Below are 18439 nucleotides of genomic sequence, written 5' to 3'. Positions count from 1 at the left end.
CCACCGTTTCATTGACTGTTGATTTGCGCTGAGAGTTGACCCGGGACTGCGGGAAAATATCACTGAGAATTGACCCATGTTTCAATCATCCCCTGTGGTTTCAGCGGGGGCTCTGGAGTGATCGACATGGCGTTACTGAGCGTAATCCGGCGCTGGCATTTTCGGGATCAGCTATCGATCCGGGAGATATGCCGCAGGACGGGCTTATCCCGGAATACCATCCGCAAATATCTGCGTGCCGGCGGCGTTGAACCCAAGTTCAATGTCCCGGAGCGGCCGAGCAAGCTTGATCCATTCGCGGATCGGCTATCAGCGTGGCTGAAGACTGAATCGAAAAAGAGCCGCAAGCAGAAGCGGACAATGAAGCAATTGCATTCTGATCTGGTGAGCCTCGGCTATAATGGTTCCTACTGCCGCGTTGCAGCCTTTGCTCGAGAATGGAAATCGGACCGACAGAGAGAACTCCAGACGACAGGACGTGGCACGTTTGTCCCCCTGGCATTTGAACCGGGTGAGGCGTTCCAGTTCGACTGGTCTGAGGATTGGGCCATCATTGGCAATGAACGCACCAAGCTGCAGGTGGCACATACAAAGCTGAGCTACAGCCGTGCCTTTATTGTCCGGGCCTATCTGCTGCAAACCCACGAGATGCTGTTCGATGCGCACAATCATGCGTTCCGCGTCTTCGGTGGAATTCCTGGCCGTGGCATCTACGACAACATGCGCACAGCGATCGACAAGGTTGGCCGTGGAAAAGAGCGTGACGTCAATGTCCGCTTCATGGCGATGGCCAGCCACTACCTGTTCGAGCCCGAGTTTTGCAATCCGGCTTCAGGTTGGGAGAAGGGGCAAGTCGAGAAGAACGTTCAGGATGCGCGTCATCGCTTCTTTCAACCGATCCCGCGCTTTCCATCATTGGAAGCCTTGAATGATTGGCTTGAGCTTCGGTGCAAGGAGTTCTGGGCAAAGACACCACATGGTCAGGTACGCGGCACCATTGCCGACATCTGGGCTGAGGAGGCTCTGGCTCTCATGCCTGTTTCCAGGCCGTTCGATGGCTTTGTCGAATACACAAAGCGTGTCACGCCGACCTGCCTCGTGCATCTTGAGCGCAACCGCTACAGCGTCCCGGCCTCTTTCGCTAATCGGCCGGTAAGCCTTCGGGTCTATCCGGATCGTGTCGTTATAGCAGCGGAAGGTCAGATCGTCTGCGAGCATCACCGCGTCATCGATCGTTCCCATGACCGCCCGGGACAGACCATCTACGACTGGCGGCACTATCTGGCTGTCGTACAGCGCAAACCCGGCGCTCTTCGCAATGGTGCTCCGTTCGCCGAGCTACCGGACGCATTCAAGAACCTGCAGCAATACCTGCTCAAGAAGCCGGGTGGAGACAGGGAGATGGTCGATATTCTGGCGCTTGTTCTTCAGCACGATGAGCAAGCAGTCCTGTCGGCCGTCGACATGGCGCTGAAGTCCGGGGTTCCGACCAAGACTCACGTGTTGAATCTGCTGCATCGCCTTGTCGATGGCAAATCCTTCACGCCGCCGACGCTCGACGCACCCCAGGCACTGGTGCTCACCAATGAGCCTAAGGCCAATGTCGAACGCTACGACACCTTGAGAAAGACGGAGGTTCGTCATGCGTCATAACCCAGCAAGCGGTGCCATTGTCATCATGCTACGGCAATTGAAGATGCACGGCATGGCTCAAGCCGTCGGAGAGCTGACAGAACAGGGAGCGCCGGCGTTTGAAGCTGCCATTCCGATCCTGTCACAGCTTCTGAAAGCGGAAACGGCTGAACGAGAGGTGCGATCGACGGCCTACCAGCTCAAGATCGCACGCTTTCCTGCATACCGCGATCTGAACGGCTTCGACTTCGCCAGCAGCGAGATCAACGAGGCGCTAGTGCAACAGCTCCACCGCTGCGAATTCCTCGATGACGCCAACAACATTGTCCTGGTTGGCGGCCCCGGCACGGGCAAGACGCACATTGCCACGGCGATCGGTGTCCAGGCCATCGAGCATCACCACAAGCGGGTTCGGTTCTTCTCGACCGTCGAACTGGTCAACGCACTGGAACAGGAAAAGGCACAAGGTCGCTCCGGGCAGATCGCCAATCGCCTCGTTCACTCCGATCTCGTGATCCTCGACGAGCTGGGATACCTGCCGTTCAGCGCTTCAGGTGGCGCGCTGCTCTTCCATCTGCTGAGCAAGCTTTATGAGCGCACCAGCGTTATCATCACGACCAATCTCAGCTTCAGCGAATGGGCCAGCGTGTTCGGCGATGCAAAGATGACAACCGCGCTGCTCGACCGGCTCACCCATCATTGCCATATCCTGGAAACTGGCAATGACAGCTTCCGCTTCAAAAACAGTTCCGCACATGAACCCAAAACGGCAAAGGAGAAACGCAAGAGCTTGACCACCAAGACCGACACGAACGATACCTAAAAGGCGGGTCACTTCTCAGTGCAAATCCCGGGTCAACTCTCAGCGCAAATCAACAGTCATCGCTCGCAACGTCACTCAACGGCGACCTCAGCGCTTTATAACGGAGGCAGACGCAGCGGCTTTCGAAGCTCGCTATGTCAGTTTTTTTCAGGCAAAGGCGGCATTCGACTTCACTCTACCGCAGCTTCGAAAAATTGTTGCAGGCTTGAAGCCTGTCTTTCCACCAGAGGCGGTCCGCGTGAAGTTCTTTGCTCGCGCCGGCCTTGATGCCGCAGTCACCGCGTACGTCGCACGAATGCGCGGGTAAATAGGGCGTCGCCCTTGAGGCGGCGCACACTGGCTGTGGGAAAATAATACTCCGGCACTACCTCGGCACTCGGCCTGTTTGGGCACACCCCGACCATCTGACATCAAATGCCAATGCTAAACAGAGTTCAAGGCTTCCTGCGCGCCTGCGGAACGTCGGCCGCTTTGACATTAAGGCTCGACAAAGGCAGCAAACTTAGTGTCGAAGCGTGCGTTGATTTTACTCAATATTCTCCGTTAATGACTGGCAAAGTCAATGTCATCGCACAAGTATCTGTTGAGAAATCGAAACTAGTTCTGGCCAGAAGCCTCTGAAATTGGCCATTTCCGACAGAAGAAATGGCCAAGCCGTCCGGGCGCTAAAAGTGCCCGGAAGGTGCCCGTTTTGCGAATTCGCAGCAAATAGCCCCGTGCATCAGCCTGCGATCTGGCGTATCGAAACAGGTTGATGCCTGCTCGAAGACCTGCTGCGGTTCTCCTGCCGGATCGGAACTCAGGGCGACGTCCAGAGTTTCGTCTGCGAGGTCGAACTTAATTCGATTTCGGACAAGACCCGTTCCAGGCTCGATTGAACACCGTCACGCCGAAATCCGCGGGATGCTCAAGTTTCGCAAAGGTGGGACGAAACGACTGCCCCCCAGTGACATCCGCCTAGTTTGCGAGCTGTATCGGAGGCCCTTCATGCTCCAGGAGTCAACGCGCAACCAAGCTCTAACCGACGACATCGGCCTCGCGATAAAATGACACCGAAACCCATGCTGCCGAAACACCGCCTCATCCTTCTGCGCCATGCCAAATCCGCTTGGCCCGACGGTGTGGCCGACCGTGAACGGCCATTGGCGGATCGCGGGCGCAAGGGGGCATGCGTCATCGGCACCTATATGGTGCGCGAAAAACTGATCCCCGATCTCGCCCTCGTCTCGCCCGCCCGCCGGGCGCAGGAAACCTGGAAGCTCGTCCGCAGGGCCTTTTCGAAAAAGGTCGAACACGAGGCGGCGGATATCTACGAGGTGCCGGCCGAGCGCATTCTCGATGTGATCCGGGCCGTCCAACCTGGCATCCGCACGCTGCTCATCGTCGGCCACAATCCCGGCATGGAGAATGCGGCCTCGCTTATCGTGGCGGACGGCGATGCTGATGCCGTGGGACGCATGCGGGAGAAGTTCCCGACGGCGGGACTTGCCGTCATCGACCTCGATCTCGACGGATGGGACGAGATTACGACGGGCGCCGGTTATCTCGAGCGTTTCGTAACCCCACGATCATTGGGATAATAAGGCCACTTTCCGGTGTTGAATTTGGTGGACATGGTGCACGGTCCCGATTTCCCGCGCCGGTCCGGAACGGGCCTTCCACGGCAGAATGGTTCGACAGCGCCGACCTGGCCGGAGAACCCGTTTTCGTCAACGAATTGGGATCGGCTCAACAAGGTAATCCCATTGCGGGCATCTCTTCCCTATATGGTGGATGCTACACGCCCGGCAGCCGCTTCCCTCACCCGGTCAGGGTTCCGCCTTCGAGCACTCCTTGGCCGGTACCTCCGGCCCTTGTCACAAGGGCAGAATGTCGAATAGGCGCTTGCTCGCCCTCGCCGTCCAGGACGGCTTCACGGCGCCGGCGGCCAGCGGCGGCCCGGACGATGGCGCCAAGTGCGATTGATAGAACCGGTTGAGCATCGCGTCACAGACGTAGTGCCCCCAGTTCGTCAGATGCTCGGTCTCCTTCACGCCGAGGAAATGGAGATAGGTGCCGACCTCAGAGGGAACGACCGATGATGGCGGCAGCGTGTAAGAGGCGTATGGCTTGAGTTCGGCGTCCTTGCTGTCGATCGACCAGTAGACGCCATGGGTCCTTGCACGCAACACCGATTTCGCGAGATCGTCGAGGCCCAGCCTATCCGCCTGTTTTGCAGCCTTGAAGCCGCCGATCAGGTCTCGACGCCGCAACGACCGCACTTGATTGTCCGTCGTATCGAGAACGCGCTTGAGCTGGATCAGATAGTTCCAGTATCCGCCAGTCGATGAGCGCCAGGGCGCGCCGGCATCGCTGACAAGCAGACAGTCGCAGCGTTTCAGCGCCGGCTCGATGCCGTGATTGTCGTAGACGCCGCCGTCGCTCAATATTGCGCGGCCCGGAGCGACCGGTTCGCCGACGGTGTCATCGAGCTTTTCCTTTTTCCAGGAAAACTGCGTCAGGTCCAATCGCAGCGGCGACAGCACGGGTGGGAATGCGGCGGAGGCGGCAACCGCGGTCGCGAGCGACAATGCCGGGTGAAACGACACGCCGATCCGGTAATCCGCGACATAGCGGTTGGACATCCGGAAGAGCGAACCGGTGCTGAGATTGCTGGCGCAGAAGACGAACCAGGGCGATTCCGGCAGGTCCTGCAAGCTTGGTGACTTTCCGCCGAACAGGTATCGTTCGTAGAGGTTGGCGGCTTCTTCTGCCGCACTCGAGAAGGGGTTGAACACGCCTTTCAGGAAGCTGGGCCCATCCGCAAAGACCTGGCTGAAGGCCAGAATGCGATCCAGATATTCGACCCTGAAATTGACGGCGACCCCGTTCTGAAAGACCAGCCGTGGCCAGACATAGGCGAGCAGGCCGGATGCGATGGATCCGCCCGATACCGAGGAGATCATATCGAGCTTCGCCAGAAGACCGGCCTCGTTCAGCCGGGCAAGCGATCCCGCATGGAAGAGCATGGCTCGATAGCCGCCGCCCGAAAGGCAAAGACCGAGTTGGTAGCGCTCGGGCGGCTTCTCAGGTTCGTCAGATCCAGACAGGACGCTGTTTTCCTCAGGATGCTCGTCTTCTGACATGCTCTGTCGTATCACGTTAAAAAGGATGTCGACATTCGCGGTATATCAGATCGAGACCCGCGCGAAGAAATGTCATAGCGGATTTAAGGCGAGATCGGCGTAGGCCTCTTTCCCGATCCGGCGTCCGAGGGGGGCAAGACGTTTCCGCACGATCCCATGCGCACGGTGACGGCTTTCTACTCTGCGCTCGCAGCAGCCGATGGTGAAACCGCCTCGGCGCTGGTCATTCCGGAAAAGCGTGGCAAGGGTTCGTTCAACGAAGGGTCGATCCACGCCTTCTTCGGCGCGATGTCGCAGCCGCTCAAGCTCACCGGCACGGCACTGCGCGGTGATGATAATGTCCGGGCTTCCTACGAATACGTCACCAGTGATGGCGGCCGTTGCCAGGGCCGCGCCGATGTCCAAACCACCTACGCGTTTGGCAAGACGCTGGTCTCAAAGATCACGGCACTGGACGGCTGTTAATCCATTGCTTTCGCTTTGCGACAGTCCCCTTGGATGATCGCCTCGCCCTCATTAAGGCAAGCTGCACCACCACGGCTGCGCCGAAGCATCTGACCCGCGAGACACGTCGTGACTTCTACCTATGACAATCACACCCTTGACCTGAGGAGCGATCCCGATTTCTTCTCGCTTCTGACTGTAGCTACCAGCGCATCGTCGGCCGGCGTCTTGTCCGGGACGGTCAGGGGCCGGGCTGGCTTTGCGACCATGCGCCTTACGCGGTCCTCGCCCATAATGCCGAGCCCGATCCGCGCTTCATCTACGCGAACAGGACCGCGCAAAGCTGCTTCGAATACAACTGGGACGAATTCATCACGCTGCCGTCGCGGCTCTCGGCCGAGCAGCCAGACCGCGCCGAGCGTCAGCGGCTGCTGGATAGCGTGACCCGCGATGGTTTTGTCGAGAATGGCCGCGGCCTCAGGATCGCGAAATCGGGCCGTCGTTTCTGGATCGAGAAGGTGACCGTCTGGCAGCTCGTCGATGAAACGGGCAAGCGGTTGGGCCAGGCTGCGATAGTGGCGGGACGCGTAGGCTCGCCAGCCGGCCGCCCGGCCTCAGGCTGATGCGTTGTCCCCACCGGTGACGTCACGAATTCACGCGGTCGGGATGCGCCGCCCGGAAGGCCGGCAGTTCGGCGCACCTGGCATCGATCGCAATGATGCGCTTGAAATCCGTGATATCGACGCCCCAGCGACGGGCATTGTAGACCTGTGGGACCAGGCAGAGATCCGCCATCGTCGGTGTATCGCCGAAACTGAAGGTTCCGCCGGCTTCGCCGATCATGGCTTCGAGTTTGCCAAGTCCGTCGGCGATGAAATGCTTCATCCACTCCTCGCGGGCGTAGGGCCTCTCGGTCACTTCGATCAGATGCGCCACGACATGCAGATTACAGATCGGATGGATGTCCATGGCAACCGCATAGGCAAGCGCCCGCACCTTTCGGCGATCGGCAATATCGGATGGCAGCAATCCGCATTCCGGCCGAAGCTCGGCCAGGTATTCGATGATGGCCAGCGACTGGGTGAGAATTTGTCCGTCGATCACGAGCGTCGGCACCAGCCCCTGCGGGTTGAGCGTGAGATAGTCCGGCCTTCTGTGGGCTGCCTCCAAGAGATTGACCGGCACCGTCCTGTAATCGATCTCCAGCAGGTTGAGCGCGATGCGGACGCGATAGCTCGCCGACGATCGCCAATAGTCATAGAGAACGACCTCGCTCATTGCGCCCCCTCTCCTCCATAGCGTTCGACGGTCTGCTCGATCGCGCCGAAGATCGAATGGCCGGCACGATCCTTCATCTCGATGCGGACCTGGTCGCCGAACTGCATGAAGGGGGTTTTCGGCGAGCCGGTTTCGATCGTCTCGATCATCCGGATTTCGGCGATGCAGGAATAGCCGTCACCACCGTCTTCGATCGGCCGGCCCGGGCCGCCCTCCCGCTTGTTGGAAACCGTTCCCGAGCCGATGATCGTTCCGGCGCTGAGACGACGGGTTTTGGCGGCATGGGCGATCAGCTGGCCGAAATCGAAGGTCATGTCGATCCCGGCATTGGCCTTGCCGAAAGGCTTGCCGTTCAGGCTGACGAGCAGCGGCAGATGCAGCTTGCCGCCATCCCAGGCGTCGCCGAGCTCGTCCGGCGTCACCGCGACCGGAGAAAAGGCCGAGGCCGGCTTGGACTGGAAGAAACCGAAGCCCTTGGCAAGCTCCTCGGGGATCAGGCCGCGCAGCGACACGTCGTTGACGAGCATCAGCAGCTGGATGGCGCCGCGCGCAGCCTCGGGGCTGGCTCCCATGGTAACGTCGCCGGTGATAACGGCAACCTCTCCCTCCATGTCGATCCCATAGGCCTCATCCGCCGCGAGGATCGGATCTCGCGGCGCGAGGAAACCATCCGAGCCGCCTTGATACATCAGCGGATCGGTCCAGAAGCTTGCCGGCATTTCGGCGCCGCGCGCCTTGCGCACCAGCTCCACATGGTTGACGTAGGCCGAGCCGTCGGCCCATTGATAGGCGCGCGGCAAAGGCGATGCGGCGTCGTGTTCGTGAAACCGCGTCGTCGGCTGGGCGCCGGTCTCGATGCCTTCGGCAATCCCCGCAAGTCTCGGCGCCACATGCTCCCAGTCGTCGAGTGCTGCCTGCAGCGTGCGGGCGATATGACCGACTTCCGAGCAGCGGGTCAGGTCGCGGGAAACGACGACGAGGCGGCCGTCCCGGGTGGAATCTCTTAACGTTGCAAGCTTCATCTCTCAAATCCGGTGCCGGAGAAAACGTGGGCGATCTTGGCTCGAGGTTATCACTTGATGCCTGGCGTCCCGTCGAACTTGCGTTCCAACCCGTCCCAACATTCAAGGTAATCCTCCTGCAGCGTTTCCAACTCGGCGGCGTATTTCGTCAGCTGCTGCGGGTATCGGGTCTCGAACATGAAAGCAATGGTGTGATCGAGCTTCACCGGTTTGAGCTCGGCATTGGCTGCCTTTTCGAAGGCGAGCGCATCCGGGCCGTGCGGCAGCATCATGTTGTGCAGGCTCATGCCGCCCGGCACGAAGCCCTCCTCCTTGGCGTCATACTGACCATGGATCAGCCCCATGAACTCACTCATGATGTTGCGGTGATACCAGGGCGGACGGAAGGTATGCTCGGCCACCAGCCAGCGCGGCGGAAAGATCACGAAATCGACATTCGCCGTACCCGCATCTTCCGTCGGCGCGGTCAGCACCGAAAAGATCGACGGATCGGGATGGTCAAAGAGGATGGCGCCGACCGGAGAAAATGTCCTGAGATCGTATTTGAACGGGGCATAATTGCCGTGCCAGGCCACGACATCGAGCGGCGAATGGCCGATTTCGGTGACATAGAATTTTCCGCACCACTTCACACGCACGCGGCAGGGCTTCTCCTTGTCCTCGTAGGCGGCGACAGGCGTCTTGAAATCGCGCGGGTTTGCCAGGCAGTTGGCGCCGATCGGGCCCCGCTCCGGCAGCGTGAATTTGGCGCCGTAGTTCTCGCATATATAACCACGCCAGGCCATCTGCGTGCCTGAGGTGAGGATCTTGAACATCATGCCGCGGGGGACGAGGCATATTTCCGATGGCTCGACATCCATGATGCCCATTTCCGTGAACACCCGGATGGCGCCGAGCTGCGGCACGATCAGCAGTTCGCCATCGGCATTGAAGAAATAGTCATCGACCATGTCCTCGTTGAAGACATAGGCGTGCGCCGACATGCCCACCTGGGTCGTGGCGTCGCCTGCCGTCGTAATCGTCCGTACGCCTTCCAGAAAATTCAGTCTTTCGGTCGGCGCAGGGATAGGGTCCCAGCGAAGCTGACCGAGAGGCAGCGAATGCTCGTCGAGGCAGGGCGCGGTCTTCCAGAGCGGATAGGAAGCGTTGGAGAAGCGGCGCGTGTGGCGCACGCTCGGGCGAATGCGGTAAAGCCAAGATCTTTCGTTGGTCCCGCGCGGGGCGGTAAACGGCGAGCCGGAAAGCTGCTCGGCATAGAGGCCGTAATTGCATTTCTGCGGGCTGTTCTGGCCCTGCGGCAGTGCGCCGGGAAGCGACTCGGTTTCGAAGTCGTTGCCGAAGCCCGGCATATATTTCAGTTGGTCGGCCGCCGCCGTTTCACCGCTGGAAGCCTGGATCGATGTCTGGTCCATTGCTCAACTCCTCCCCCAAAACTCAAGTCCCGAAAACTCCGGCGTCCGCGTGCCTTCAGACACGCGGGGGCAGCAGAGTTTACTCCGCTGCGGTCCCGATGACACCACGCTTGATCTGATCGGCCTCGATCGACTCGAAAAGAGCGCGGAAATTGCCTTCGCCGAAACCCTCGTCACCCTTGCGCTGAATGAATTCGAAGAAGATCGGGCCGATGACGGTTTTCGAGAAGATCTGCAGCAGGATCTTCGTCATGCCGCCATTCACCACACCTTCGCCGTCGATGAGTATGCCGTGCTTCTTCATGCGCTCGATGGGTTCACTGTGGCCATTCACACGTTCATAGGACATGTCGTAATAGGTCTCCGGCGGTCCCGGCATGAAGCGCAGGCCGTTGTCGGCAAGCCGGTCCGTGGCCCTATAAATATCCTCGGTGCCGACGGCGATGTGCTGGATGCCCTCGCCCCGGTACTTCTTCAGATATTCCTCGATCTGGCTGGTGTCGTCCTTCGATTCATTCAGCGGGATGCGGATCTTGCCGCAGGGCGAGGTGATGGCGCGGCTGACCAGACCGGTGATGCGGCCGTCAATATCGAAGAAGTGAATCTGCTTGAAATTGAACAGCTCGCGGTAGAAATCCCACCACTTGTCCATGTTGCCGCGGAAGACATTGTGCGTGAGGTGGTCGAGATAGTAGAAGCCGATCCCTTCCGGGCGCGGATTAGGCTCGCCCAGCCAATCGAATTCGGAGTCGTAGGCCGATCCCTTGGCGCCATAGGTCTCGACGAAATAAAGCAGCGAGCCGCCAATGCCAACAATTGCCGGGACGTCCAGCATCTTGTCATCGCCTTCATAGGGAACGGCGCCTTTCGAGACCGCATGGTCGAAAGCGTGTTTGGCGTCGACGACACGCCAGGCCATCGAGGGGGCGCAGGGACCGTGCTTTTCGACGAAGCGGGCGGCGTGACTGCCGGGCTCGGCATTGACGATATAGTTGATGTCGCCCTGGCGCCAGACCGTGATGTCTTTGGTCTTATGCCTGGCGACGGCAGCGTAGCCCATGCGTGTGAAGAGCTCGCTGAGCTTTTCTGGTTCGGGATGAGCGAACTCGACGAATTCGAAGCCGTCGGTGCCGGCCGGATTGTCGGCGGTGATTTCCGACGGCGGCGCATCATGTGGGAAAGGGCCCATTTTCTCCTCCTGAAGATTGGAGCTTGACTGTGCACAGTGTGGACCAAAATGCGCGCAACGTTCTTGCATTCTTTATACCATCAGAAGATATTATGCACAGTTTGTGAGTATTTTTGAGGTGTTGCGCAATGAATGAACAGCTCGACAAAACGGATCTGCGCCTGCTCAAGGAACTTCAGAAAGACGGCAGGCTGACGAACAACGAACTGGGCGATCGCATTGCGCTTTCACCCTCTCAATGCTCGCGCCGGCGCGCGCGGCTGGAAGCCGAGGGCTATATCCGCAGCTACCGCGCCTACCTCGATCGGGAAAAACTCGGGCTGGATATGCTGGTGGTCATTTCCGTGACGCTTGCGACCCACAACAGGGACAATGCCCGGCGGTTTTCCCAATTGATCAATGGGCTGCCGGAGGTTCTCGAAGCGTATGCGCTGACCGGCGAAATGGACTACCACCTGAAGGTGGCGACACGCGGGCTCGCCGACCTCTCCAAATTCGTCAACGACGTTCTCTTGCCGCACGACTCGGTGCAGCACGTGAAGACGTCGATCGTGCTCGACACGCTGAAGACTTTCGAAGGTTTTCCGGTGCCGGGGAGTTGGCACGGCGACGGCACACGCTGACTGAGGGTAATCGTCTCGCGACAAACGTCAGAGCGGCAGTTCAGTCGAGAATTTCAACTCGCGCAGTACGAAGCTCGAGACCACGGTGCGCACATGCGGGTTGCGCATGAGGTAGCGCGTCATGAAGGCTTCGTAGCTTTCGACGTCCCTCGCCCGGATTTTCAGCATGTAATCAAACGCGCCCGACAAGGCGTAGCACTCCATGATCTCTGGCCGCTCCAGCACTACCGAAGCGAAAGAGGCGACCGCCTCTTCGTGGTGATCCTCCAGCGTGACATGCGCGATCACGCAGAGCTTGAGGTCGAGTTTGCCGGGATCGAGCAGCGTCACGCGTTTGCGGATGACACCATCGGCTTCCAGTTCCTGGATCTTCCGCCAAGCCGAACTCTGCGACATGCCGGCCTTCGCCGCCAGGTCAGCCAGCGACAGGCTGCCGTCAGCCTGGATGAGTTGCAGCAGAGTTCGGCGAAAGCTCCCAGTTTCTTTCATTTTAAGCCCCATATTTGGGAATATTTCCCATCATAATGGCAAGAGCCAGCACGAAAGAAAAGAAAATCCGGCAAAGCTGGAGGATAATGACAGCGACGTCGTCATACCTGGGGAGGATCAGCCAATGACCAAGGAAAGCAGCTACACCGCCAAACTGCCAGGCCCCGACGGCCTCTATGACTACACGCCCGAGGAAGATGCGATCTGGGGCGAACTCTACCGGCGTCAGATGAAGATATTGGCCGACACGGCCTGCCAGGAATATCTGGATGGCGTCAAACTGCTGGGCTTGAAGCCGGAGAAAGTGCCTCAGCTTCTCGATGTGGACAGACGCCTGCACGAAACCACCGGCTTCGGCGTAGAAGGCGTGCCGGCGCTCATCCCGCCCTCACGCTTTTATGAGCTTCTCTCTCAAGGCAAGTTCCCGCTCGCCACTTTCCTGCGCCGCCGCGAACATATCGACTATATCGAGGAGCCAGATCTGTTCCACGAAGTGTTCGGCCATTGCCCACTGCTGACCAACCAGAGCTATGCCAATTTCGTCCGGCATTTCGGCGAAACCGCCGTGCGCCTCGGCAAGGGCTATTCCTGGCATCTGTTCCGGATTTTCTGGTTCACCGTCGAATTCGGCCTGATTAACACGGCTCAGGGCCGCCGCTGCTTCGGCGCCGGCATCGTCTCGTCGCCGAGCGAAGCCAAGGCGGCAACCGAAGGGACGGCGTGCGAATTCCGGCCGTTCGATCTGATGAGCGTTCTCAGGACCCCCTACCGCATCGACATCCTCCAGCCGATCTACTACGTCATCGACAGTTTTGCCGATCTTGAAGCGATCGTGGAGCAGGATATCGGCGGCATGATCCTCAAGGCGAAAACGCTGGGTGACTTCGCTCCGGCCTTCGAAGCCAAGGCCTCGTAACCGCTATTCGAGGGAAAGAGTCGGTGTGCCAAATGCCGCTCTCACTTCGGAGCGGCCGGACTGCGATTGACGAAATCGACCAGGACGCCCGGCTTGACCATGCCGGCCAGTTCTTCGGCGTCCCAGTTCGTCAGCCGCACGCAGCCATGCGAGCCGACCTTGTCGATCAGTTTGGGCTCCGGTGTGCCATGGATTCCATAGGTCGGCTCGGTCAGGTCGATCCAGACGCTGCCGACCGGCCCGTTCGGACCTTTCGGAATGGTGAGGACCTCGTCGTTCTTTCCCTGCTTGAAGTTGAGCTTCGGGTCATACCGGTAGACCGGCATTCTCGCGACGCCCTTGACCTTGTGCTTTCCCGAGGGTGACGGATTGTCTTTGCTTCCGATCGTCGCCGGATAGACGGCCAGCAAAGATCCGTCCTCTGTATAGGCCAGCACCTGGCCTATCTTCTTGTCGGCCTCGATCTTCTTGACCTTGCCTGCCCTTGCGGGGCCGGGGTCGACGACCCACACCGTGTCTCCAGGGGCAAACTGCGAAGCCGGGTTGAGCGCGCTCAACAGGTCGAGACTCATGTGAAAGCGTTCGGACAACTTCTCCGCAACACTGGTATAGCCGAGCCTCTGCATCTTTGCCTTCTCGCCGTAATCCTCGGGGATCGTCTCGACGAGACCGGTGGCGTCCTCCGGCGAGACGACGTAGCTTATGACGATGGGGGCATTGTCTTCCAGGCGGGAAACGACCTCGGGATCCGGCCTGCCGTCGACAGGAAGCTTGTTCATCGCCTCGAAGCCGGCCACGGCCTTGTTGACGTTCTCCCCGGATAGGCCGTCGATCACGCCGGGAGACGAACCCGCCCGGTCGAGCAGGACCTGAAGCCGGACGATCGCCGGGTTCGGATCTGCGGGCGACAGCCTTCCTTTACCGATGTCGGCAATGGAAGCGGCGTTGATCATTTCGGGGTGAAGCTCCCCCGCGTGGGCACCGCCAACGGAGAGGATCAGAGCGAGCAGCGTCATCGGCAGGTCTGTTTTCATGGACAACAAATGGCCGACGTGGGAATTTGTTCCCACGCCAGCCGGGCATCGTCGACGGAGCATCTGCAACAAGTCCGCAGGACCGGTGGCAGCCTCCGGTCACGACGCCTTCGCTTGCTTCCTGGCTTCGCGTGATCTTGCGGCGCGGCGGGCGGGCCTCAGTTCTTCGATCGTCGGCTGCCACCATTTGGCATCCAGAGGGGGAGGCGTTTTCGCAGGCCAGGTACGTACAAGTTCGTCGAATGTCGGCACCCGCCAGTACCCCCAGAGATAATCCTCCGTGACCCCAGGATAGAAATCCGCGACGAGAGCCGGATCGACCAGTTCGCCGGTGATATAAGTGAAGACGACGATACCATACGAGGTGGCCAGCGGACGCCCTGTCGGCGGCAGGTCGTGGGTCGGAAGCGGGTAACGGCGGCGCTTGCGTTCTGCTGCGCTAAGCCTGCTGCGCATCTCCCGTTCGGTTCCCTTCTGCTCGTCGGCACGCCGTCGCCTCTCCTCCGGTTCGTTTCTGCGAGCCGCCGCTTCAATGGCGGCCCATCTGCGTCTCAGCTCCTCATAGGATCGAAAGGGCACGTGCCATATTCGAAGATCGCCGTCCCATCGCGAGAACGGCACCTCGCGCAGTTCGTCGACGACTGTTTTTGAATAGGGCGTGCGGATTCGAAAGCCGGCCTTGCCGAGTTCCAGATATGGACTGTCAATGGGATCGAAGGCGAAGGCATCGCGCCCCTTCGCATCCGCATGCGCGTCGGCTTCGGCCTCCAGCTCGGCAAGCCATCGGCCGATGCGACGGGACGCGGTTCGGCCCGGAACGAACCAGGCCTTGCGCACGTCGTTCCAGCGGGCACGCGGGAAGCGGTTTCGGAACTGCTCGACAGTCATCCTGTCGTAAGGGAATGAAACCTCTGCGCCTGGCTTCGGCTCATCGTCACGGGGCGACATCTCGTCCTGGTCAGCGGGCGATTTTGTTTCGGTCATAGGCGGAAAACGCTTCCGCGCCGGAATCGGTTTCCGGCGCGGCCGTACGTCGCCTTAACGACGCTAATGAACCGTCTTCGACGGCTTCTGCGGATGCGAAATGTTATGCAGCGTTGCCATGAGCTTTTCGAACTCGTTCAAGACGCGGTTGAACTCGGCGTCGGGCATCGTGACGATTTCCGATACCGTCGAAGAAACCGACGCGATCAGTTTGTCGATCCAAACGCAGCGATCGGCCGGCACATTCCCTAGAACTTCGCGACGGAGCATCTTCAACTCGCGAAGAATGCGAACGATAAGAGATCCGCGCTCCGCCCTGCTCAAGAACGGAAGCCGTGTCTGCGCCTGGTGGATTTCTGCTATCAGCGTCGTCGCCATCCCCGCTCTCCGCCCTCAAATGCAACCGGATATCACAACCGGTGCGATTACAACACGGACTTTAGTCTGGCCAGCCAGCACGGTACCATTTTGTACGCGCTGCCCGGCCATCGTTAATTGCTCGTCGCGACCAGATCCGACATTTCGCAGCTTCGCCGCGGTCCGCCCCAGGGTTGGTAGCTGTTGTCTTCCGGTCGGTACGATCTGAAGCGGGCGGCGCATCGGGCAGCCGCCTGGGCATTGACTTTCGTGCCGCCGACCTCAGGGCTTGCGGCGATAGTCTGCTGGAACGGCGAGGAGCATTCGCGGATCTCGCCCTTGTACGATCGGTAGCTGTTGGTCGCCGGATCGAAGGAACGGTAGCGCTTGGCGCACCAGGCAAGGTGCTCGGCGGAGAATTCTGGCTGCGGTGCCTGCAGTTCTGTCGACGGACGAGCGGGTTGTGAGACCATCCTTAGCACTTCGGTCGCCAGAGCCTCGGTGACATAGCTGGAATAGACAGGCGGAATTCGCTCATAATGCTGCCGATGGGGATCGACTTTCACCGGTCTCGTCGTCCACAGATCGGGGGCGGCAAGGTCCGTGAACGCGCGCGGCTCGGAATCCGCCACCACATGCGAGGCAACGGATGCCGCGGCCATACAGGCGCCAATCGAGCTGACGATGCCGAAGGCGACCGTCGCAATGCCATTCATCAGCCCGCCTCCTGCTGTTGTGCCGGGGAAACCCAGACGCGCGCCGCGGCGCTACTGTGACCGCCGGTGGCGACCAGCACGGCGAGAATGCCTACGATCGCCAAGAGGATGGCGATCAGTGGCACGGCGAGACCAGCGGATTTCTCTTCGGGATAAATCATGTTCCCTCTCCTCGACTCGGCGGCCGCACGATGACGCTGCCGTCCATCGTGCGGCTGTCTGAAGATGATTTGGAAGACGCGGCAGAGCCACATGAACGATCAGGTTACTTGATCACCTGAATCACCTTGCGGGATGAGGGTTCGACGATGACGCGCTCGTCATTGACCACCGCGTAGGCATATGTCGGATCGTCCGGAACGGGGGTCACGACGACCGTTTCCGGCAGGGGTTGGCCGACGACCACCTTTTCCTTCACAACGACGCGTGCCGACGGTGCCGGAGCCTCGCGGACATAGGTGACGACCTTTTCGGGCGGCGGATCGATCGCCGTGCCGACGACTGCACCGGCAACGCCGCCGATGGCAGCACCGGCCGGACCACCAACGATAGCTCCGGTGATTGCGCCACCAGCCGCACCATTGACGGTCGAGGACTGGGCGAATGCGACACCTGACATCAGGGTCATAGCAGTTGCCGCGCCTGCAATAAGTTTGATGAGCATCTTTTCCTCCTTGCCTTTCAATGCGGCCTGCTTGCCGCTGTCAAACCAACTTGCTGGCAACGAGGTCGTTCCAGGCCCCGGACCTCGGTCTGAGGGATCCCGGCCCTTAGTCTGGATTTCAATATTCGTTGGCGGCGCTATTCTTGGATTCATCGCGAGCTTGGGCAGGAGACCGAGGGAGATGATACGATCCAGCCGCCGGGAAGCTGGACGCAGGCGCCTGGCCATGCGTCTGCCGCAAATGCGGACGCTGATCATGGATGCGCGCGAGCCGTGGCAGCTCGAGCTTTTCGAGGCCTACCAGATGGCAGTCGAAGCGCGTGATCGGCTGCGAAGACGAAGGTTCAATTTAAAGCTGGTGCGGGAATATGACGAAACCTGCGTCGAGATCGAACAGCACGTCATCGGCGCGATGCACGAACCCTCCCCTACGCACTACTTGATGATCCCTTAATCACAGCTTCCGCGTCGATCAGACGCCCGCTCTGCATGTCGATCTGCGGCGTGAACAGTTACGGGACGCAGCCGGTGACGATGAACGCGCTCATGCCTCCGGAAGGGCTCGCGCCGTGGCGCGACGCGACCTGCTGCGCCACCTCATCAACGATCTCGGACATCCGCTCCGGCGCCCGCGATTCGATCTCTCCTCTGAGCGGCGAGCCCTGGCAGAATGCCGCCGCAACGTGGTGGGCGGTGGCTGCGACCGAGGTCAGCTTCACCCGATCGCAGGAAACCGCCTCGAATCCCGCCGAGGAAACCTCTGACTTGATCGTACAGGGGTCAAAATAGGAGTATGGCAAACGTTCCAGGAAGTCCGGAGGGTCCGACGGAAATAGCCGTGCCACACTTTCGTTCACACATCTTGCGAAGTCGTTGACCGAAAGCGAATCCCATGTCGAAAACAGGAAACGGCCGCCGCTCCGCAAAACTCGTTTCGCCTCGCCATAGGCCTTGGGCTTGTCCGGAAAGAACATGACGCCGAACTGACAGATGACGAGATCGAACATTGCGTGGGCGAAGGGCAAATTTTGCGCGTCCGCATGCATCCAGTGGGTCCGCGACAACGTCAAGGACGGGGCGCCGACGTCGATCATTGCTTGGCTGAGATCGGTGGCGACGATCTCAGCCGTCGGATCGAGCCTCGCGCGCAGAGCGCGTGTCAAGGCGCCGGTCCCCGCCGCGACTTCGAGCACGCTAACGGGGTTAAACCGTTCGGCGACAATCGCCATCTCCGACGCATAGGGTTCGAAGAGAAGCGGCACGAAAAGGGCTTGGTAAAAGTCGGCGACGCCTTCCCCGAACGGCGCCGGAGGTGTGGCAAATACGGCGTCTGCGCCGCCTTCGATGTCCGCGGAGATTGTCACTCATACGTCTCCAAACCAACTCCGTCGAATAGGAAATATGGCTGAATCAGCCGTTGTCCACGGTGGTCGGACCATGGTCCCACACCTCTTCGACCGAAGTCCCCGGCATGGAACGGGGGGGCCGACGGCGTCGTTTGAAAGACACGGAAGGAGATCCCACATGAGCCGCACTAACAGATCCCATGGGAATGACGCGTGGAACGTCACCGTCATCGCGCTTGTCGTCGTTCTGGCCGGCCTCCTCTATGTCTTCGGTGCAGCCATGTCAGGCGACAGCCTCCGGTTGACCGAGAGCGTCAGAGGCGCTGAGGTCTTCGATACTAGGAATCTGCCCTGATCCTGTCTGGAAAAACTCTGAAGACGCTGT

The 18439-nt window shown here is 59.9% G+C and carries 21 protein-coding genes and 1 pseudogene; 9 read left to right on the top strand and 13 right to left on the bottom strand.

Annotated features, from left to right (window positions below; genetic code table 11):
• The first annotated feature begins 126 nt into the window (after positions 1-126).
• The 3 genes from istA to J2J99_RS09010 all read left to right on the top strand — a co-directional run bounded on the left by istA (position 127) and on the right by J2J99_RS09010 (position 4035).
• Positions 127-1653, top strand: a complete 1527-nt coding sequence (gene istA / locus J2J99_RS09020; protein ID WP_168302455.1) for an IS21 family transposase — start codon at positions 127-129, stop codon at positions 1651-1653.
• Complete coding sequence (istB, locus tag J2J99_RS09015) at positions 1643-2455, top strand: IS21-like element helper ATPase IstB (protein WP_168302456.1); 813 nt, start codon at positions 1643-1645, stop codon at positions 2453-2455. The genes istA and istB overlap by 11 nt, the downstream gene beginning before the upstream one ends.
• Positions 2456-3501: 1046 nt before the next feature.
• On the top strand, positions 3502-4035 hold the full coding sequence (locus J2J99_RS09010) for a SixA phosphatase family protein (protein WP_168302088.1): 534 nt from the start codon (positions 3502-3504) through the stop codon (positions 4033-4035).
• A gap of 276 nt (positions 4036-4311) precedes the next feature.
• On the opposite strand, the gene J2J99_RS09005 is transcribed toward J2J99_RS09010, so the two are convergent.
• Positions 4312-5580 carry a patatin-like phospholipase family protein gene (locus tag J2J99_RS09005; protein WP_168302087.1) on the bottom strand — a complete coding sequence of 423 codons (1269 nt, stop codon included), beginning with the start codon at positions 5578-5580 and terminating at the stop codon, positions 4312-4314.
• A 156-nt stretch (positions 5581-5736) separates the two neighbouring features.
• Here J2J99_RS09005 and J2J99_RS09000 point away from each other — a divergent pair, with 156 nt between their 5' ends.
• On the top strand, positions 5737-6045 hold the full coding sequence (locus J2J99_RS09000; protein WP_246735462.1) for a hypothetical protein: 309 nt from the start codon (positions 5737-5739) through the stop codon (positions 6043-6045).
• Between the two features lie 108 nt (positions 6046-6153).
• Positions 6154-6647, top strand: a pseudogene (locus J2J99_RS08995) (MEKHLA domain-containing protein).
• A 22-nt stretch (positions 6648-6669) separates the two neighbouring features.
• On the opposite strand, the gene maiA reads toward J2J99_RS08995, so the two are convergent.
• The 4 genes from maiA to hppD all read right to left on the bottom strand — a co-directional run bounded on the left by maiA (position 6670) and on the right by hppD (position 10925).
• Positions 6670-7302 (bottom strand): maleylacetoacetate isomerase, encoded by a 633-nt coding sequence (gene maiA / locus J2J99_RS08990; protein ID WP_168302086.1) that lies wholly within the window; start codon positions 7300-7302, stop codon positions 6670-6672.
• Positions 7299-8324, bottom strand: coding sequence for a fumarylacetoacetate hydrolase family protein (locus J2J99_RS08985; protein ID WP_168302085.1), 1026 nt, complete (start codon positions 8322-8324; stop codon positions 7299-7301). The genes maiA and J2J99_RS08985 overlap by 4 nt, the downstream gene beginning before the upstream one ends.
• A gap of 50 nt (positions 8325-8374) precedes the next feature.
• Positions 8375-9736 carry a homogentisate 1,2-dioxygenase gene (gene hmgA / locus J2J99_RS08980; protein WP_168302084.1) on the bottom strand — a complete coding sequence of 454 codons (1362 nt, stop codon included), beginning with the start codon at positions 9734-9736 and terminating at the stop codon, positions 8375-8377.
• 79 nt (positions 9737-9815) lie between these two features.
• On the bottom strand, positions 9816-10925 hold the full coding sequence (hppD, locus tag J2J99_RS08975) for a 4-hydroxyphenylpyruvate dioxygenase (protein ID WP_168302083.1): 1110 nt from the start codon (positions 10923-10925) through the stop codon (positions 9816-9818).
• A 128-nt stretch (positions 10926-11053) separates the two neighbouring features.
• Here hppD and J2J99_RS08970 point away from each other — a divergent pair, with 128 nt between their 5' ends.
• Positions 11054-11548, top strand: a complete 495-nt coding sequence (locus tag J2J99_RS08970; RefSeq protein ID WP_168302082.1) for an Lrp/AsnC family transcriptional regulator — start codon at positions 11054-11056, stop codon at positions 11546-11548.
• Between the two features lie 27 nt (positions 11549-11575).
• Here the strand turns inward: J2J99_RS08970 and J2J99_RS08965 are convergent, their stop codons facing one another.
• Positions 11576-12037: an Lrp/AsnC family transcriptional regulator gene (locus J2J99_RS08965; RefSeq protein ID WP_168302081.1), complete on the bottom strand. Its 462-nt coding sequence runs from the start codon at positions 12035-12037 to the stop codon at positions 11576-11578.
• A gap of 124 nt (positions 12038-12161) precedes the next feature.
• Here J2J99_RS08965 and J2J99_RS08960 point away from each other — a divergent pair, with 124 nt between their 5' ends.
• Positions 12162-12953, top strand: coding sequence for a phenylalanine 4-monooxygenase (locus tag J2J99_RS08960; protein WP_168302080.1), 792 nt, complete (start codon positions 12162-12164; stop codon positions 12951-12953).
• Between the two features lie 41 nt (positions 12954-12994).
• On the opposite strand, the gene J2J99_RS08955 is transcribed toward J2J99_RS08960, so the two are convergent.
• From J2J99_RS08955 to J2J99_RS08930, 6 genes are all read right to left on the bottom strand, one after another.
• Positions 12995-13987 (bottom strand): L,D-transpeptidase family protein, encoded by a 993-nt coding sequence (locus J2J99_RS08955; protein ID WP_168302079.1) that lies wholly within the window; start codon positions 13985-13987, stop codon positions 12995-12997.
• 99 nt (positions 13988-14086) lie between these two features.
• The gene (locus J2J99_RS08950) at positions 14087-14971 is read right to left on the bottom strand and encodes a hypothetical protein (RefSeq protein WP_168302078.1); all 885 of its coding nucleotides are present in this window, start codon (positions 14969-14971) and stop codon (positions 14087-14089) included.
• 63 nt (positions 14972-15034) lie between these two features.
• Positions 15035-15349 (bottom strand): hypothetical protein, encoded by a 315-nt coding sequence (locus J2J99_RS08945; RefSeq protein WP_168302077.1) that lies wholly within the window; start codon positions 15347-15349, stop codon positions 15035-15037.
• A 113-nt stretch (positions 15350-15462) separates the two neighbouring features.
• Positions 15463-16044, bottom strand: coding sequence for a BA14K family protein (locus tag J2J99_RS08940; protein ID WP_168302076.1), 582 nt, complete (start codon positions 16042-16044; stop codon positions 15463-15465).
• Positions 16044-16205, bottom strand: coding sequence for a hypothetical protein (locus J2J99_RS08935; RefSeq protein WP_168302075.1), 162 nt, complete (start codon positions 16203-16205; stop codon positions 16044-16046). Before J2J99_RS08935 ends, J2J99_RS08940 begins: the two co-directional genes overlap by 1 nt.
• 104 nt (positions 16206-16309) lie before the next feature.
• Positions 16310-16708: a DUF1236 domain-containing protein gene (locus tag J2J99_RS08930; protein ID WP_168302074.1), complete on the bottom strand. Its 399-nt coding sequence runs from the start codon at positions 16706-16708 to the stop codon at positions 16310-16312.
• Between the two features lie 181 nt (positions 16709-16889).
• On the opposite strand from J2J99_RS08930, the gene J2J99_RS08925 reads away from it, so the two are divergent.
• Positions 16890-17162 (top strand): hypothetical protein, encoded by a 273-nt coding sequence (locus tag J2J99_RS08925; RefSeq protein WP_168302073.1) that lies wholly within the window; start codon positions 16890-16892, stop codon positions 17160-17162.
• Between the two features lie 58 nt (positions 17163-17220).
• On the opposite strand, the gene J2J99_RS08920 is transcribed toward J2J99_RS08925, so the two are convergent.
• Positions 17221-18072 carry a class I SAM-dependent methyltransferase gene (locus tag J2J99_RS08920; protein WP_168302072.1) on the bottom strand — a complete coding sequence of 284 codons (852 nt, stop codon included), beginning with the start codon at positions 18070-18072 and terminating at the stop codon, positions 17221-17223.
• Positions 18073-18232: 160 nt separating this feature from the next.
• Between J2J99_RS08920 and J2J99_RS08915 the strand changes: the two genes are divergently transcribed.
• A complete protein-coding gene (locus J2J99_RS08915; protein WP_168302071.1) occupies positions 18233-18409 on the top strand; it encodes a hypothetical protein in 177 nt (58 codons plus the stop codon).
• Positions 18410-18439: the final 30 nt, after the last annotated feature.

Origin of the sequence: Rhizobium binae (assembly GCF_017357225.1) — a bacterium.
Taxonomy (GTDB): Bacteria; Pseudomonadota; Alphaproteobacteria; order Rhizobiales; family Rhizobiaceae; genus Rhizobium; species Rhizobium binae.
Note: the sequence above shows the minus strand (reverse complement) of the source record. Positions and strands in the feature narration are given on the sequence as shown.